We start from the raw sequence: 17,116 nt of genomic DNA on the forward strand, positions 1-17,116 counted from the left end.
TTCTTACTATAGACTATGGAAGTTGCTGCGAAAACGTTCCTGACTTTTTTGTAAATTCATACATTACCCCACCATCTTCATCCGTTCGATAAATATACACTCCGTAGCTTTTCAGAAGCTCTAATATTTCTTGATGAGGATGGCCATAACGATTTTTTTGTCCCGCTGAAACAAGCGCTACTTTAGGATTTAAATGTTGAACAAACTCTTCTGAAGTTGAAGTTTTACTGCCATGATGCCCAACTTTTAATACATCTGCTTTAAGGTTTGGAAAGTCTTTCAATATTCTTTGTTCTCCTTCCTTTTCTAAATCTCCGGTGAATAGCCATCTTAAATTTCCTAACTTAGCGTCTATTACAATTGAGCCGTTGTTGCTCGTTTCTTCGAAACCTGTCGGAGAAATAATCTGAAATAACACACCTCCTTCTTGCCAGCTATCTCCTTGTTGAACAATTTGAACAGGCACGCTTTGTTTTTGAGCAGTGAGCACCAAGCCAGTCTCTACATCATTTAATTCAGCTTTTTTCCCAAGCACCAGCTCTCCGATAGCCACTTGTGAAAATAAATGCTGTGCCGCCCCTGCGTGATCATAATCGCCGTGTGTAATAATCATTTTATCTACCCTTGTTATTCCTTTTGAATGCAAAAAGGGAACAAGTACGTCTTCTCCCACGTCAAAAGAAGAACGACGTTTTTGCCATGGTTCTGTTGGAAATGAAACGGTTCCTCCGGTATCGATCATATACACACCTTTTCGATAAGGAAGCTCTATGATAAAGCAGTCTCCTTGTCCTACATCGACCATTGTGACCGTTCCTTTTGGATTCAAATAAGGGTACATACATTGTACAGCTAACAATGCCACGAGAAGAAACATATAGCGAACGAAAAATTCTCCTTCTTCGACCGCCACAAATAAAGCATAAATGCATACGTACATGCCCAAAAACAGCACAATGTGGGGTTTTCCCGTTACAAAATCAGCGGGAATCCACTCAAAAAAGCCAAGCAATTTTTCACAAAAAAGTAAAAGAACATGAAGAATTTGCTCCAGCAGTTCACTCACTCCCGGCAAGAGGATACGAACAAAAAGAATGAGCAAACAAAGAGGTAATATAACAAGAGAAAACAGCGGTACAAACACCATATTTAATGGCAAACTGAGGAGAGATACTCCATAAAAATAGTACAGCAATAAAGGAAGTGAACTGATTTGTGCAATCGCTGAAACAGCCATGAGCTGGCTGAAAGAAGAATGAAAACGAGGTAAAATCGTCTGACTCGATAAAATCAATGCAAAACTAACGGCAAAAGAAAGCTGAAATCCTACATCAAATAAATAGTAAGGCTTAAAAAGCAGCATGGCCATAAAAGCAAGGCTGATGCTATCAACTAAAAGAATTTTTCTTTGTATTTTTATCGATATAAGCATCAGCATACTCATAAAAACAGCTCGGACAACTGAAGCGCTGCCACCGGCCAAAACCATATATACAGGAAGAAGCAAAAGTAAAAGCGTAATGGCTCGCTCGCGCGTTATTCCAATCCGAATGAGCAAATAAAAACACATCGCTGTCAGCAGTCCAACATGAAGACCTGATATGGCAAGCAAGTGTATTAAACCAAATTGCTGATAGCGCTTGATACTCTCTTCTTCGATGCCGGTGCGCTCGCCGTAAATTAGTGCCTGCATAAACCCAGCGCCTGGATCCGACATATTTTGTTGAATATAATTAATTCCTTTTTGACGAATAAAGGTAAGGTACGTAAGTGGAGTTAAAGTGGGGAGCTGGCATTTTACCAAATCAAGTCTCTTAACGTTAAGCTGCCAATGAATAGACTGATGGTACAAATACTGTTGATAATCAAATGCATGAAGGTTGCGGGCAGGTGAAGGAGAAGTTAATTGCCCCGCCAGTTGACAAACTTGATGAATCGTTAGCTTTTCGAGCTGCTGTTTCTCTTCCAACGTTTTTAGTTTATAAAAAGCCATGACCTCTTCATTTTGAACCGTAAACTTAAAAGTAAGCTTGTCGCCGTCACTATGCGGCACAGATGAAATTTCGCCTGTAAAAGAAGAAGATTCAGTTAAAAGAACCGTTTTGTTATGCTTATTTGTCTCAGCTAATAGGTAGACGCACAAAACACTCAACAGTGCAGAAGCAATAACCACTTTCCTCGGACATTGTAGCCATTGAAAAATGAAAAGCACGATTAGCAAAAACAGGCTTACAGCGGAATAGTTATCATATACATATAAAGCTATCATCATGCTAAAAGCACAATAAATATAATATCCTTTCACTTTTAGCTCCTTTCTTCTTAAAAGAAAGAGGCTTCTTACTGTTACCAAGTAAAAAACCTCTTTTATCTTTAATTTGCCGTAAACAAAGCGAGAGCTTCACGCTGTAAATTCATCACTTCTGCTTCGTCCGCTCCGCTTTTTTCTAAACGAGCGAGAACATCCGTCACAAATTGAAGCTTCTCTTTACTTTTTAAGTCAATGATTGCTTCATCAAGTTCAACTTTTGCTGTTTTCACTCCCGCCTGTTGAAATAACTCAACAGCATACGGATGATTTTTGTAATCATTAGCGTAATATACTGTTTTAATTCCCGCTTGAATAAGGGCTTTACAGCAGTTTAAACACGGAAAATGCGTGACGTATACTTCCGCATCTTCTGTTTTCACACCAAACTTAGCACACTGCAAGAGTGCATTCACTTCTGCATGGACAGTTCTTACACAGTGTCCATCAATCACATAACAGCCTTCGTCAGCACAATGCACCCCTCCGCTGATCGAGCCGTTGTATCCTCCAGCTATAATACGTTTATCACGCACCACTGTAGCCCCAACAGCCAGACGTTCACAAGTGCTTCTTAAAGCTAGCAAATGGCTTTGTGCCATAAAATATTGATCCCATGAAATCCGGTTCATCTCATTCCCTACCTTTTTATTTAAAACTGAATAATTATCATTATACTTGTCTCTTTCATAGTGTAGCGTTTCTTTTCCTTTTTCGTCAATAAGTCTCTACTGTACCGTAATTTGAGCTTTGATTTTTTCTAGCGACTTCTCGCCAATACCTGATACTTGCCCCAAATCCTCTACTGTTTGAAACAAGCCATTTTCCTCTCGATATGAAACGATGGCACTCGCTTTTGAAGGTCCAATGCCATTTAACGTTTGCAGTTCATCAGTGTTCGCTGTATTGATATTAACAAGGGGCTGATCGTTTGAAGTTCCTGAGGAAGAGATTGAAGAAACAGGAGATGAAGGCGGGATTTCTTCTCCAGCAGCTGGAATGTAAACTGCCATTTCATCTTGTAGCTTGCTAGCTAAATTGAGCTGTCTTAAGTCCGCTTCTTTCGTAGCGCCTCCGGCTTGTGCTAGAGCATCTTTTACCCTTGCATCTTTCGGAAGCTGGTATACACCAGGCTTCTGAACAGCTCCTTTAATATCCACCATCACAAACGGAGAATCTTGGCTCGAAATTACTTGATCAGACGACTCTCCTTCTTTTTTTGCAGCAGAAGATTCTGCCCTTATCATATCTGAGGTTTGAAGAGAACTTTCCGGTTTCTCTCCGCCTGTGCGATAGATATAAAAAGTCAAGCCAACTGCTAAGCAAATACACCCGATTAGCCATTGTTTTTTTGAAAAAGTCAAATTGTACACTCCTTTGAATTTTGAAGTAACGTCATAAACTCCATTATGTCTTCATAGTGTTTAGAAGAAAAGGCTTTTGAAGGAGGGAATGAATCAGTGAACATAGGGTTTATCGGAACAGGAAACATGGGGAAAATATTAATTGATGCGTTTATTGAATCAAAAGCCGTACGTCCTTCTAAAATTACTATTATGAATCGCACAAAAAAAAGAGCCAAAGAGATTCAACAGCAGCATAAAAAAATTCATGTTGCTGATACAGCTGAAGAAGTTGTTCACGCATCCAAAGTCATTTTTATTTGTGTTAAGCCATTGGATATTCACCCCCTTTTAATAAAATTAGAACCACTGCTGACGAAAGATCATTGCATTGTATCCATTACCAGTCCAATTAGCGTAGAACAAATCGAACGCCTCATTCCGAGTCAAGCAGCTAGAATTATTCCTAGCATTACGAATCGGGCATTAGCAGGTGTTTCTCTTTTCACGTTTGGAGAAAGATGTACGCCTTTTTACCAAAATTATTTACATGAATTATTTTCATCTATGTCAAAGCCTGTGGCTATTGATCAAACGATTACGCGCGTATCATCCGATATCGTAAGCTGCGGTCCTGCATTCTTCAGCTTTTTGCTTCAACGCTTTATTGATGCAGCAGTTCAAGAAACCAATATTTCTGAAGAAGAAGCTACCGTCATGGCCAGTGATATGATTATTGGAATGGGAAAACTGTTGGAAAAAGAAATATTTACGCTTCCTACCTTGCAGAATAAAGTATGCGTAAAAGGCGGTGTAACCGGAGAAGGTATTAAAGTTTTAGAAGCTGAACTCGGAGAGATGTTTGTGCACGTATTTCAAAAAACACATGAAAAATTTGACGAAGACATTGAGCTTGTTCACAATCAGTTTGATAGTCTTATTCCATAATTTCTGTAGAAATCCTGCTTTGAACCAAAAAAAGAAGCCTCTACTCGGCTTCTTTTTTTTGCGCAGAGAAAAAGATGCGCTCACTGTTTGAAGTAGGCTCACTCATTTTGAAATCTGCACTTACTTCTATATTTATAAAGCCAGCTTCGCGCAGCCATGATTGGTAATGGTCAATCGACCAAGTGCGCTGAGCATGCACCTCATCAAAGCGATGATATGCATCGATTTCTTCATCATAAGCAAAAAACGTAATATCATGCTCTACGCGCATGTCTGTATCGTCATAGGTGCAGTTCCAAATATATGACACGTCTTCATCTACATAAGAAAAAGATTGATTTCCAAATACGTCCTTCATCTTGTGCACTGAATGAACATCAAATATAAAGAGCCCACCTGGTTTTAAGTGCTTATATACACGTTGAATGGTTTCTTGAACTTCTTTATCACTTTGCAAATAGTTCAAAGAATCACAAAAGATTACTACACAGTCAAACTCTTTCAATAACTCAAGTTCCGCCATGTTTTGCTGAAAAAGAGATAGCGTTACCCCTGCTTCTGCCGCCTTTTCCTGGGCCACCATAAGCATATCATCAGACAAATCAACGCCTACTACGGAGAAACCTTCTTGTGCAAATCGAACGGAGAGTTCTCCCGTGCCGCAGGCAAGGTCTAATATACTGTCAGGCTTTGTTTTCGCTTTTGCCACCTGCTGATTAAAAAATTCAGCCCAATCGTCATACGGAACGTCTGCCATTAGCTGATCATATACGTAGGCAAATTCTCCGTACCTGCTCATAGCTGTAGCTCTTCTGAACTTACAAATGGTGCATCTCCCCATAAGCGTTCTAAGTTATAATATCCGCGCTCATCTTTATGGAAAATGTGAACCACAACATCTCCAAGATCAACAAGAACCCACTTAGCCTGCTCAAATCCTTCTAAACGCTTCACAGAAATGCCTTGTTCGTGTGCTTTTTCTTTAATTTCACGAGCGATTGCCTGCACTTGTTTATCTGAGTTACCGTGACAAATAACAAAATAATCTGCCACAAGTGAGATTCCTTCCATATTTAACGCTACGATATCGATTGCTTTTTTATCGTCTGCTGCTTCTACAACAAGAGATAGCAATTCACGTTCAGTCATGTGTTTGACCTCCTAAGATTAAATCATTATATGTCATCATCGTATCGGGATAAACGGCCTGATGTTTAGTCATTAAAAAAGAAATGGTGTTTTTCAGTGATTGAATAAGTGCTGCATTTAAGTCCGTTTTAGCTAACTCCCGCACTTCATCAACACCTGGAAATCTCCTTCCGGGTTCAATGTAATCAGCAACGTACACAATTTTTTCAAGTAACGTCATGCCAGGTCTTCCGGATGTATGGTAAGCAATTGCATCCAATACTTCCTTATCTGTAATCCCTACTTCATTTCTCACTAAAAACGCGCCTACTGGAGCATGCCATAATTCGGTATTGTATTCCAATAAAGAAGGGTTCATGTTTTGATCAATAATAATTTGCTTCATCTCTTCCTTTGGACGAAACTTGGCGTAGTCATGAAAAATAGCAGCCAGTTCTGCTTTTTTTTCGTCTGCTTCAAAACGCTTAGCTAATTCAATTACTGTTTCCATTACCCCGACAGTATGAATATAACGACGTTCTGTTAACTGTTTCTTTACGATTTCTAATGCCTCAGTTCGATTCATATAATTGATTCTCCTCGATATATTGTTTAACACCAGCAGGTATAAAATAACGAATGGTTTCTTTCTTTACTACTCGTTCGCGAATAAAGGAAGAGGAGACATCAAACTGCGGAACTTCTACTTCTTTTATCGGGTAAGGGGACGTAATGGTATACCCCGGGCGTTTTACACCTACAAATGTAACCAAATTGACTAATTCATCAATTTCATACCACTTCGGCAAATATTCTACCATATCAGCACCAATGATGAAATGAAACTGATACGTTGGATATTTCTCCGTTAGTATTCTCATCGTATCATATGTATATGAAGGCTCTTTGCGCTCAAATTCAATCGGCTGCAGGGTAAATTGATCATGTTCTTCAATAGCTAGCTTTAGCATTTGTAAACGATGATATGGCTCAATAGGCTCTTTGATTGTTTTATGAGGTGGAATATACGACGGCATGAACCATATCTCATCTAATTTCAAGGCATGCAAAACCTCATTTGCCATCATTAAATGCCCCAAATGAGGCGGATTGAATGTTCCACCTAAAATTCCAATACTCTTCAACAATCCCCGACTCCTTTAATTTACTTCATTTCTAAATAGAGCGGGTTTCCCCGCTCTATTTCATTTCACTTTTGGAAGCATTAACTGCTTATTTTCGCGTGATTCTTTATATAATACAATTGTATTTCCAATCACTTGTACAAGCTCTGCTTTTGTTCCTTTTGTTAATCGAGCAGCAACCGTGTCACGATCTTCGTCACAGTTTTGCAGAATGCTTACTTTTAATAATTCTCTTGCTTCTAATGCATCAGCAATTTGACCAATCATATTCTCGTTGACTCCACCTTTCCCTACTTGGAAAATTGGATTTAAATGATGTGCTTTTGAACGTAAAAAACGTTTTTGTTTACCTGTTAACATAAAAACCTCCGTTGTATCTTATCTCTTAGTTAGTGTTGAAAGAACAATGTGTTCCATTGCCTCTTCGTCAGGACGGACGTTCGTCCACTTTTCAAATGCAAGTGCACCTTGCAGTACAAACATACCGACACCGTTATGAGTGCCTGCCCCTTTTACTTCAGCCTCTTTTAAAAGCTTTGTTTTTAAAGGGTTGTAAATAATATCGCTGACTACGGCTTCTTTTTGCAAGAAAGTAAGTGCTAAAGGCAGCTCATCAACATTAGGATACATTCCCACTGAAGTGGTATTAATAATAATATCAAATGTATCTAATTGTTTTTCTGCATCAGAAATAGACATCGCCGCCGTTTTCGTTGAAAAAGGCAGCTCGTTAGCTAATACAGCTGCTTTTTCGACGGTACGATTGCATAACGCAATTACGTCGGGAGCATGCTGAGCTGCAATTGTATAAAAAATAGCTTTTGCAGCCCCTCCAGCTCCAATAATTAAAATTCTTTTTTGGGATAAGCTTCCTTCTACTGCTTTGAGTAAAGACGTCACATACCCCTCTCCGTCGGTATTGTATCCAATATAACGGCCATCTTGATTAACAACTGTATTTACAGCGCCAATTGCCTTTGCTAATGGATCGACTTCATCCAAATGCTTCATAATATCAACTTTATAAGGAATCGTAACATTAAATCCTTGAATGTTTTTATCTTTTAGCTCTCCAATGGCTGACTCAAAATGAACAGGTTCAATTGGAAAAGCTTCATAATGAGCATCCATATTCAGACGTTTAAAGGCATCATTTTGCATCAATGGCGATAGTGAATGCCCAAGCGGATAACCAACTAGCCCATATAATGTACTCAAGATTTTTTCCCCTTTTTGTTTAAATTAAAGAATCGCGCACAAATACGCCGACTCCTTTTGGTGCATGCGCCACAACTTTTGAACCTGACTCATTAACCGTCACCCAGCCAAGGCCTGAAAAAACAATATCCGTTTTTTCATTTTTTATTGTAAATTCATGTGCAACCAGTTCAGGAAACTCATCCATTTGTTCTGGGCGCGGCGGCTGAAGCAGTTCACCTGCTTGCTTTTCATACAACTCATCTGCTTTTTCAAGCTTCGTACGATGGATATGCAAATCGTTCGATACATAACATGTTAATGACTTGCGGCCTCCCTGTACATAATCTAAGCGCGCCAGTCCTCCAAAGTATAACGTTTGCCCTTCATTTAGCTGATAAACCTTCGGCTTTATTTCTTTTTTAGGAGAAATTAACTTTAAGTCTCGTTTATCTACATAATGAGCCATTTGATGGTGATTAATAATACCAGGCGTATCATATAAAGACGCTCCGTTATCAAGCGGGATATCAATCATATCCAGCGTTGTACCCGGATATTGAGATGTCGTAATAATATCTTTTTCTCCCGTTACTTCTTTAATAATGGCATTAATAAATGTTGATTTACCAACGTTTGTACATCCCACAACATATACATCTTTACCTTCGCGATAATGTTCAATGGCTTCGGCAATTTCGCGAATTCCTTGTCCTTTTTGCGCGCTCATGAGGAACACATCCACTGATTTTAGCCCAAGTTCTTTCGCTTCTCGCTTCATCCAATGAATGAGTTTATTTTTCTTTATAGACTTTGGCAGTAAATCTGCTTTATTTCCCACTAAAAGAACCTTGTTATTTCCAACAAATCGATGCAAACCAGGTAACCAGCTGCCGTTAAAGTCAAAGATATCTACAACTTTTACAACTAAACCGTCCGTTTGACCAATTCCATTTAAGATTTTTAAAAAATCATCATCTGTTAAGGAAACATCTTGTACTTCATTATAATGCTTCAAGCGAAAGCATCGCTGGCAAATAATAGCTTCTTTTTCTAGTGCTGATTTTGGAGCATAGCCAAGTTCATCCGGTTGTTCTGTTTGAATCTCCACTCCGCATCCTACGCACTGTAATTTTTCTTCACTCACGTTTTAATCCTCCCAGTTAATCATACCTTTTCGTTTCATCCAACCTAGAATTCTTCGTTCCATTTTACGGTTAAATTTCGTTACAAATCCATCTGTTTGCGCAACTGGTACAACCAAAACTGTATATACGCCGAGACGATTTCCTCCTAATACATCCGTTAAAAGCTGGTCGCCAATAACTACAACCTCATCTTTTTGCAGCTCCATATCACGAAGAGCTCTTCTAAATGCTTTACGCATCGGTTTGCGTGCTTTATATACAAATGGAAGTCCAACTGGATCTGAAAACAGCTTGACTCGTTTCTCCACATTATTCGATACAATCGTAATTTTAATTCCACTATCTTTCATTAACTGAAACCACTCAATTAATTCCGGAGTGGCATCAGGGCGATCCCATTCCACCAACGTGTTATCTAAGTCGGTAATAATTCCTTTTATTCCGCGCTCTTTCAAATCGTCTGGCTTAATTTGAAACACGTTTTTCACATGTTCATTTGGTAAAAAAAGTTTCAACACGTATCATGCACCTCGAATATATAGTTACATACTAAAATTAACGCCGTCTATCATTATAACGACTTCTTGTTATTTTCCAACCTAAAATTTTATTCTCTTCAAAAACAGGCCTTTTCTTAGTATAAAGGATATGCCTTATGAATGCTTTAACTTTATACAGAAAGTTATTGACAAAAGGTAGTAAAACTCCATTTGTTCGTGAGCTTACGATATATTCACCCACTGCAAACTTAAAATAAAAAATAGTGCAAAAAACGTTTATTACTTATCAAATAGGGTAAGTGGTAAACAAATTCCGTTAAAAGTTTTCGACAAAAATTGATAAGCCTAATTATGTGGATAAGGTTATGCACATTATCCTCTGTTATAGTTCAGCAATTAATGGTAATTATAAACAACATACCCACATTTTATCCACCGAAAGCTGTGGATAACAGAACGATTGTTCCTTTATTTGATTCATGTTAGATTATAAATAAGGAATTTATTAGCATTTAAATATAACTTTTTAGGATATTTATTTTAGTAGGAGGTGGCGGCAATCTTATGAGAAAATTATCAGATGAGCTGCTTATTGAATCATACAGCAAAGCAACCGAACTGCAATTAAGCCCTGATTTTATAAAATTAATTGAAGAGGAAATTGAAAGAAGATCATTAAAGATTAGCATACAAATTCCTTCTTAACGAATAAAAGAGCCTTCTTAATAAAAGAAAGCTGCATCTTCATTTATCTATCTACTCTTTTATTATATGGGCTCTATTTTTTCAAATGAGCAATTGGTTCTCCATACTTTACATAAGAACCTGAGTGAACGTTAGAATCAAAAGTGATTGAGTTCTTCTCAAATAATAAAATGACAGTCGAACCAAACGTGAAGTAAGCCATTTCTTCCCCTTTTTCGACTACTTCTTTTTTAGAAACCGCTTCAATGCTGTTGATAAACATGGCTCCTACTTTTACCATCAGCATGTGACCATTTTCAAATGTTAACTCCGTGAGCTTCCGGAAATTTTTCACCAGCGGTTCTTTCCCATATTTGATTCCTAATGAATTTACTGGATAAGACTTTTGTCCAACGGTCCACGTATTCCCCACTTGGGCTTTAAGAGGACTGTGAATGCGATGATAGTCTTTCGGACTAAGATAGAGAATAATAAACTGTCCCTCTACATATTTTTCAAGAATGAGATCATTTGAAACCATTTCCTGTATAGAATAAGGTTTGTTTTTTACAATCATTTCTTTTTGAGGCGTAATGACTCCATATGCTTCTATCTTTGCATCTACAGGACTGACAACGCTGTCTTTCTGCTGATCGACCGGACGGGCAGAAGGATTCAAACGGCGAATAAATAGCTCGTGTAAGGTTTGATAGTGATGCAGAGGCTTGTCCATTTCTTCTTTATTTACTTTAAAAACTTTTGTATAGGAGGGTATAATAAACCGGCTCCATTTAGAGAAAGTGAATTTTCGAATGAGCTTCGATGATCCTTGATGATTCGTAAGCTCAATAAACGTTCGATACAGGTGCTGCAACAATAATTTTACCTCCACATACTGAATAGTTCTTTACTAGAATAAGGTTTGCGTCTACAATGAAATTACCATTATTTTTACCTTTAGTTCATTCCATCCTTTAAAGGAGTGAGGAAATTGTTTTTATTAGACTATCTAGATCATACAATTAAAAAGCTGAGATCCCAAGCGGCAAACTCCTTAACGATTGTTAATTTAAGTTTAGGAAGCTTTGCTATTTTATTTGTCATGAAAAATGAATTGAATTTAAGTTTATTACTAATTTTTTTAGCAGCGTTAGCAGACCGATTCGACGGCATGGTAGCCAGAAAGCTGCAAATTGAATCTGAACTTGGAAAACAACTGGACTCCATGTGCGATATTATATCATTTGGCATCGCTCCAGCTCTACTACTTTATCAAAGTATTTTGTCTCACTTTGGTGCTGCAGGTTCAATTGTTACCATCTGTTACATTGCTTGCGGAGCACTTCGTCTTGCCCGCTTTAACATCACAGAAAATACTGGGTATTTTACAGGGCTCCCTATTACCGCAGCAGGTTGTTTATTAACTCTTAGCTACTTGGGCGTCCCTTATTTGCCTTCACACTTTTATATGTTTTTAATTATCGTACTCGCTTGCTTGATGATTAGTACTTTCAAGCTAAAAAAAGTATAGAGCTCCATTTACTTTTACAGAGGAATATCATCATCTTGCTTCTTTTCTTAATTATAGAATAAATCATCTTCTTTAAGAAACAAAGCGAAAATTCCTTAAGAATTCTTAAAAATGAATGGTTCTATTCGGTAGGATATGTCATCTAAAAAAACTCATGCGCATGCATGAGTTTTTTTTAACACCAGCAGCTAAAAAACCAATAGAAGCTTCCGAAAATTAATAACAGGACAAACAGAACAATCAACAATCCAAGTCCCCAGCCGAAGCCTCCTCCACATGGGTATGCTGGATAATTAGGATAACAGCAGCCTCCGTAACCGTACATACTCTCCCTCCTTACACTATGAACTACTACTAGCGTATGTACATACTTTTTTCCTGTATAGGCTGGTAACTATCTCTAAAGAAAAATCTGTGGACTTTTTCAAACTCTCTTGTCCCCGGGGGGAATTTTAAACGTACAGGCAAAGACATCCTTCTTTTTACATATAGTGTAATGTTAGTCTCTCACAGGTTGATATCCCCTTATGGAGGTGAAGAGATGTCTGCATTATTTACCGCACTAGGCTATTTCTTTAAAGAATTGGTTTTCCTTGTTTCCTACGTAAAAAACAATGCGTTTCCTCAACCCTTGTCTGCTGCTGAAGAAAAGAGATATTTATCTTTAATGGAACAAGGAGACCAAGAAGCGCGAAACCTTCTTATTGAACACAATCTCCGACTCGTTGCGCATATTGTTAAAAAGTTTGAAAACACGGGAGAGGATGCGGAGGATTTAATTTCAATTGGGACAATCGGTTTAATTAAAGCAATCGAAAGTTATTCGCAAGGAAAAGGAACAAAATTAGCTACTTACGCCGCACGCTGTATTGAAAATGAAATATTGATGCACTTGCGAGCGCTCAAAAAAACAAAAAAAGATGTGTCGCTGCATGATCCAATTGGCCAGGATAAAGAAGGAAATGAAATCAGTTTGATTGATGTATTAAAATCAGAATCAGACGATGTAATTGATATGATTCAACTAAATATGGAATTAGAAAAAATAAAAGAATACATCGATATCCTCGATGATCGAGAAAAGGAAGTAATTGTTGGCCGCTTCGGTTTGGATCTGCAGGATGAAAAAACCCAGCGAGAAATTGCAAAGGAATTAAATATTTCAAGAAGTTACGTTTCGCGAATTGAAAAGCGAGCGCTGATGAAAATGTTTCACGAATTTTACAGAGCCGAAAAAGAGAAAAAAAAGAGCGGAAAGAAGGAGAATTAATCCTTCTTTTCGCTCTTTTTTAAAATAATTTCCAAATAATAATCCGTAGCAAACACATCATTACTCCCCCTACTAATCATTTAGGTGGAATCTTTCTCCACAAGCAGCCATACAACGATATATCCTTTTTGATTAATCATCATTCATCCACTCCTTTCCACTGTTCAAATTAGAAATGACGATAAAACTCATACTTGCGGTCTTTTATTTCTTCTTCTAATTGTCTTACATACTGTTCATGCTTAATTTCTGCCTCTGAGTATTGACGGGACTTTATGGTAATAGTTAAAAAGAAAATGTTCAGTGTCATTACAATCACCTCCTTATACACAAAAAAGCCACAGTAATGCATAAGCATCCTGTGGCTGAAAAATAATAAAAACCACAGGGATACTATTCGCACCTGTGGTGAATTAACGTGTTTTAATGATCAAGGTAAGAAAGTTACTTGATACAGGAACACGGCCGAATAGTATACGTATATAGACGATTTTTGGACATAGCTGAAGCTGGATGATCCATAACTGATAAACGTCTTAACATATGACTCGACCTCCTTTTAATAAAGTATTTTCCTTACAATGGTAATTATATCCACGGACTCACAAAAAGTAAACTGTTTTTTTGAAAAATAGGGAATTTTTTTATTTTTTTAACCCTCATAAAAAAAAAGACGATGTATGATCGCCTTTTTATATCTATTATTCTTTTTCTTTCATTAGTTCTTTTTTCAGTTTTTTAGTTTGATAACTAAAATAAAAGGCAAGGGCGGCAAACAGAATAACGATGGCTTCCATTATTCCAAGCTGCATACCACTTTTTTCACCTTGGCCAATCATAACACCAATGTACAAGAATGTACTTACGGCTAGAAGGACGTAAATAAAGCGGCTGTAATCTTCAATTTTTGCTTTGATGTGTTGAGCTTTCATACAATCACCTTCTCAGTAGAATGTTATAACTCTACTTTATCATAGATCTATAGGTCTACGAAAATCCTATTTTTACCACCCTTATTTCAATGCCTCTTCTAAGTCTTCAATTAAATCTTCTACATCTTCAAGACCTACAGAAATACGAATTAATCCATCTGTAATTCCTAGCTCTTTACGTCGGTCGCTCGGTATAGAAGCGTGAGTCATTTTGGCAGGAATGGAAATGAGGCTTTCAATGGCTCCTAAACTTTCTGCTAATGTAAAGTACTTCACTTTGCTCAGTACTTGTTCCGCTTTTTCTTCGCTTCCCACATCAAAAGAAACCATTCCCCCAAAACCTCTTGCCTGCTTTTTAGCAATGAGGTGGTTTGGATGGGTTTTTAATCCTGGATAATATACTTTTGTAACAGCAGGATGAGCAAGTAAAAATTCTACTATTTTCCCAGTGTTGAATTCATGTTCTTCCATTCGTATTCCTAATGTTTTAATCCCCCTCATTAAAAGCCAAGAATCTTGGGGTCCTAAAATGCCTCCAGTCGCATTTTGAATAAAATGAAGGTCTTCTGCCAATTTAGGCGAATTCACAACGGCTAGCCCTGCTACAACGTCACTGTGACCGCCTAGATACTTAGTTGCACTGTGCAGAACAATATCCGCTCCTTTTTCGATAGGATTTTGCCAATACGGGGTACTGAATGTGTTATCAATGATGGTAAGTAAATGATGCTGTTTAGCTACTGAAGAAGCCTTCTGCAAGTCAGTTATTTTTAGGAGAGGATTTGTGGGAGTCTCGATATAAATAGCTTTTGTGTTGGGGCGAATTTCTTTCTTAATATTTTCGATGTCGCTCGTATCAATAAAAGTAGCTTCAATGCCAATACGGCTCAGTACTTTTGTAATCACTCTGTACGTTCCTCCGTATACGTCATCTGTAATCAACACATGATCTCCGCTGTTAAACAGCATGAATACAGCAGTAGTAGCTGCCATACCAGATCCAAACGCAAACCCAGCATACCCTCCTTCAATTTCTTTAATAAGTTCTTCTAAGGCGTGTCGTGTAGGGTTACCGGTTCTCGAATATTCGTATCCCGTATGTTTTCCAGCTCCCTCTTGTTTGTAAGTGCTCACTTGATAAATAGGAACAGAGACAGCACCCGTCTGTTCATCGCCAACAATTCCACCATGAATCAACTGTGTTTTACGTTTCATCTTATCTTCCTCCACCGTAAATATTTTTACTTAAGTACCGTTCGCTGCTATCGGGAAAAATGGTAACAATATGAGCGCCCTTTTCTGCATTTTTTGCTTCGAGCAGGGCTGCTTCGAAGGCTGCTCCTGAAGAACTTCCTACTAGTAAACCTTCTTTTAAAGCCAGCTCTTTTACTCTTTGAAAAGCATAAACATCTTCAACAGTATGAATAGCATTAAAATAAGACCGCTCCATATAATCAGGGATGAACTCCATTCCAATTCCTTCAGTTAAGTGAGGGCCGGATTTCCCTCCGTTTAAAATCGAACCTTCTGGCTCAACAATGACTGTTTTTAGAAAAGGATTTTTTTCTTTCAAAAATTTTGCTGTCCCCATAAATGTTCCACCCGTACCTGCTCCAGCTACAAACACGTCGATTTTTCCATCAAGCTGTTCATATATTTCTGGTCCTAAGGTTTTGTAATAAGTCATAGGATTGGCCGGATTAGCAAACTGCTGAGGACAATAAGAATCAGGTATTTCACGCAGCAGCTCTTGAGCCTTGTTTATAGCACCTTTCATACCAGCTTCAGTAGGCGTTTGAACCACCGTTGCCCCCAAAGCCTTCATAAGCTGCTGTTTTTCAATACTGAATTTTTCTGGAACACATAGTATAACGTTTATTTCGTGCTGAAGAGCAGCTAAAGCCAGCCCAATCCCCGTATTCCCAGCAGTAGGCTCAACCACCGTCCCGCCTCGCTTCAGTCTTCCAGAGCTAAGAGCTTCTTGCAGCAGTTCTTTTCCTAAGCGATCTTTTACACTTCCTCCTGGATTAACATATTCTAGTTTAGCAAATATCCTGATTTCTCTAGGTAAATCAAATTGTGTAATCTCAATCATAGGTGTGTTTCCAATCAATTCATGAACGTTTTTGGTTACCTTCATAATCTTGAACACCTCGCTATCAAATAATATAACTTAACCTATATATTAAGTGGGAATTAAAATAAAAATATAGTCTACACCCCATGTTATGATAAACGATGCAGAGTGTAGACGAAAACAAACTCTATATTTTACGAACAGCTTATTTTAATTTTGTAATAAAATTCAATACTAATTTCGTTGAGTTAACAGCCGCTTTTTCTAAAAATTGCTCAAAAGAAACATTTGATTCTTTGCCGGCGATGTCAGAAAGAGCACGAAGAATAACAAATGGTACGCCAAATTGATAGCATACTTGAGCGACAGCCGCCGCTTCCATTTCAGCTGCATACAGGTCTGGAAACTTAGAGCGAACAAACTCTACGCGCACAGGATCGTTCATGAACGAATCTCCTGTAGCAATTAGTCCTTTTACAATTTTCATATCGGTTACTTCAAGAGCACTTTCTTCAGCAAGACGAACTAGTTTGTCATCTGCTTTAAAAGCTGCAGGCAAGTTTGGCACTTGACCGTATTCATAGTTGAATACCGTTACATCTACATCATGATGACGAACTTCTGTTGAAATAACGGCATCCCCTACGTTTAACTCTGGATGGAAGCCGCCTGCTGATCCTGTGTTAATAACGTAATCAGGTTTGAACTTCTCTAGTAAGATGGCTGTAGATAACGCAGCATTTACTTTTCCAATACCTGATTTTAATAATACAACCTCCACACCGCTGATTGTTCCTGTTGAGTATTCACATCCTGCGATTACTGTTTCTTGACGATTCTCAATTTTATCGCGTAAAATCGTCACTTCTTCTTCCATTGCTCCAATGATTGCTACTTTCATTTTA

22 protein-coding genes are annotated in these 17,116 nt (G+C 38.0%); 4 read left to right on the plus strand and 18 right to left on the minus strand.

What is annotated here, in order from left to right:
* Positions 1-13: 13 nt before the first annotated feature.
* The 3 genes from LJC66_RS23230 to LJC66_RS23240 all read right to left on the minus strand — a co-directional run bounded on the left by LJC66_RS23230 (position 14) and on the right by LJC66_RS23240 (position 3,672).
* Complete coding sequence (locus LJC66_RS23230; protein ID WP_230933618.1) at positions 14-2,305, minus strand: DNA internalization-related competence protein ComEC/Rec2; 2,292 nt, start codon at positions 2,303-2,305, stop codon at positions 14-16.
* A gap of 68 nt (positions 2,306-2,373) precedes the next feature.
* Positions 2,374-2,940: a ComE operon protein 2 gene (locus tag LJC66_RS23235; protein ID WP_025750557.1), complete on the minus strand. Its 567-nt coding sequence runs from the start codon at positions 2,938-2,940 to the stop codon at positions 2,374-2,376.
* 96 nt (positions 2,941-3,036) lie between these two features.
* Positions 3,037-3,672, minus strand: a complete 636-nt coding sequence (locus tag LJC66_RS23240; protein ID WP_269067686.1) for a helix-hairpin-helix domain-containing protein — start codon at positions 3,670-3,672, stop codon at positions 3,037-3,039.
* Positions 3,673-3,768: 96 nt separating this feature from the next.
* Here LJC66_RS23240 and comER point away from each other — a divergent pair, with 96 nt between their 5' ends.
* Positions 3,769-4,599: a late competence protein ComER gene (comER, locus tag LJC66_RS23245; protein WP_230933620.1), complete on the plus strand. Its 831-nt coding sequence runs from the start codon at positions 3,769-3,771 to the stop codon at positions 4,597-4,599.
* Positions 4,600-4,639: 40 nt separating this feature from the next.
* Here comER and LJC66_RS23250 read toward each other — a convergent pair whose 3' ends face one another.
* From LJC66_RS23250 to LJC66_RS23285, 8 genes are read right to left on the minus strand one after another with little or no spacing between them, the layout of a single operon-like run.
* Complete coding sequence (locus tag LJC66_RS23250) at positions 4,640-5,398, minus strand: class I SAM-dependent DNA methyltransferase (protein WP_195695880.1); 759 nt, start codon at positions 5,396-5,398, stop codon at positions 4,640-4,642.
* Entirely contained in the window at positions 5,395-5,748 is a 354-nt protein-coding gene (gene rsfS / locus LJC66_RS23255) for a ribosome silencing factor (RefSeq protein WP_013085071.1), read from the minus strand. The genes LJC66_RS23250 and rsfS overlap by 4 nt, the downstream gene beginning before the upstream one ends.
* Positions 5,741-6,313 carry a bis(5'-nucleosyl)-tetraphosphatase (symmetrical) YqeK gene (gene yqeK, locus LJC66_RS23260; protein WP_230933621.1) on the minus strand — a complete coding sequence of 191 codons (573 nt, stop codon included), beginning with the start codon at positions 6,311-6,313 and terminating at the stop codon, positions 5,741-5,743. The genes rsfS and yqeK overlap by 8 nt, the downstream gene beginning before the upstream one ends.
* Entirely contained in the window at positions 6,300-6,872 is a 573-nt protein-coding gene (locus LJC66_RS23265) for a nicotinate-nucleotide adenylyltransferase (RefSeq protein WP_025750563.1), read from the minus strand. Before LJC66_RS23265 ends, yqeK begins: the two co-directional genes overlap by 14 nt.
* A 60-nt stretch (positions 6,873-6,932) precedes the next feature.
* On the minus strand, positions 6,933-7,232 hold the full coding sequence (gene yhbY, locus LJC66_RS23270; RefSeq protein WP_013059260.1) for a ribosome assembly RNA-binding protein YhbY: 300 nt from the start codon (positions 7,230-7,232) through the stop codon (positions 6,933-6,935).
* A gap of 18 nt (positions 7,233-7,250) precedes the next feature.
* Entirely contained in the window at positions 7,251-8,090 is an 840-nt protein-coding gene (aroE, locus tag LJC66_RS23275; RefSeq protein ID WP_230933622.1) for a shikimate dehydrogenase, read from the minus strand.
* A gap of 19 nt (positions 8,091-8,109) precedes the next feature.
* The gene (yqeH, locus tag LJC66_RS23280) at positions 8,110-9,216 is read right to left on the minus strand and encodes a ribosome biogenesis GTPase YqeH (protein WP_230933623.1); all 1,107 of its coding nucleotides are present in this window, start codon (positions 9,214-9,216) and stop codon (positions 8,110-8,112) included.
* A 3-nt stretch (positions 9,217-9,219) separates the two neighbouring features.
* Entirely contained in the window at positions 9,220-9,732 is a 513-nt protein-coding gene (locus tag LJC66_RS23285; RefSeq protein ID WP_013059263.1) for a YqeG family HAD IIIA-type phosphatase, read from the minus strand.
* Positions 9,733-10,281: 549 nt separating this feature from the next.
* Here LJC66_RS23285 and LJC66_RS23290 point away from each other — a divergent pair.
* Entirely contained in the window at positions 10,282-10,422 is a 141-nt protein-coding gene (locus tag LJC66_RS23290; protein ID WP_013059264.1) for a sporulation histidine kinase inhibitor Sda, read from the plus strand.
* 73 nt (positions 10,423-10,495) lie between these two features.
* Here the strand turns inward: LJC66_RS23290 and LJC66_RS23295 are convergent, their stop codons facing one another.
* Positions 10,496-11,278, minus strand: coding sequence for a phosphatidylserine decarboxylase (locus LJC66_RS23295; protein ID WP_230933624.1), 783 nt, complete (start codon positions 11,276-11,278; stop codon positions 10,496-10,498).
* 114 nt (positions 11,279-11,392) lie between these two features.
* Here LJC66_RS23295 and pssA point away from each other — a divergent pair, with 114 nt between their 5' ends.
* On the plus strand, positions 11,393-11,932 hold the full coding sequence (gene pssA, locus LJC66_RS23300) for a CDP-diacylglycerol--serine O-phosphatidyltransferase (protein WP_013059266.1): 540 nt from the start codon (positions 11,393-11,395) through the stop codon (positions 11,930-11,932).
* Between the two features lie 175 nt (positions 11,933-12,107).
* On the opposite strand, the gene LJC66_RS23305 is transcribed toward pssA, so the two are convergent.
* Entirely contained in the window at positions 12,108-12,257 is a 150-nt protein-coding gene (locus LJC66_RS23305) for a hypothetical protein (protein ID WP_014458166.1), read from the minus strand.
* 216 nt (positions 12,258-12,473) lie between these two features.
* On the opposite strand from LJC66_RS23305, the gene sigK reads away from it, so the two are divergent.
* On the plus strand, positions 12,474-13,202 hold the full coding sequence (gene sigK / locus LJC66_RS23310) for an RNA polymerase sporulation sigma factor SigK (protein WP_013059268.1): 729 nt from the start codon (positions 12,474-12,476) through the stop codon (positions 13,200-13,202).
* A 169-nt stretch (positions 13,203-13,371) separates the two neighbouring features.
* Here the strand turns inward: sigK and LJC66_RS23315 are convergent, their stop codons facing one another.
* From LJC66_RS23315 to mtnN, 5 genes are all read right to left on the minus strand, one after another.
* Positions 13,372-13,512, minus strand: a complete 141-nt coding sequence (locus tag LJC66_RS23315; RefSeq protein WP_013059269.1) for a YrzI family small protein — start codon at positions 13,510-13,512, stop codon at positions 13,372-13,374.
* Positions 13,513-13,903: 391 nt separating this feature from the next.
* Positions 13,904-14,134, minus strand: coding sequence for a YrhC family protein (locus LJC66_RS23320; protein ID WP_050688527.1), 231 nt, complete (start codon positions 14,132-14,134; stop codon positions 13,904-13,906).
* Between the two features lie 81 nt (positions 14,135-14,215).
* Positions 14,216-15,349, minus strand: coding sequence for a bifunctional cystathionine gamma-lyase/homocysteine desulfhydrase (locus tag LJC66_RS23325; RefSeq protein ID WP_230933625.1), 1,134 nt, complete (start codon positions 15,347-15,349; stop codon positions 14,216-14,218).
* Position 15,350: 1 nt separating this feature from the next.
* A complete protein-coding gene (locus LJC66_RS23330; RefSeq protein ID WP_050688529.1) occupies positions 15,351-16,274 on the minus strand; it encodes a PLP-dependent cysteine synthase family protein in 924 nt (307 codons plus the stop codon).
* 142 nt (positions 16,275-16,416) lie between these two features.
* Positions 16,417-17,112, minus strand: coding sequence for a 5'-methylthioadenosine/S-adenosylhomocysteine nucleosidase (gene mtnN / locus LJC66_RS23335; protein ID WP_013059273.1), 696 nt, complete (start codon positions 17,110-17,112; stop codon positions 16,417-16,419).
* Positions 17,113-17,116: the final 4 nt, after the last annotated feature.

It is taken from the genome of Priestia sp. TSO9, from assembly GCF_021029645.1.
Classification (GTDB): Bacteria; Bacillota; Bacilli; order Bacillales; family Bacillaceae_H; genus Priestia; species Priestia megaterium_E.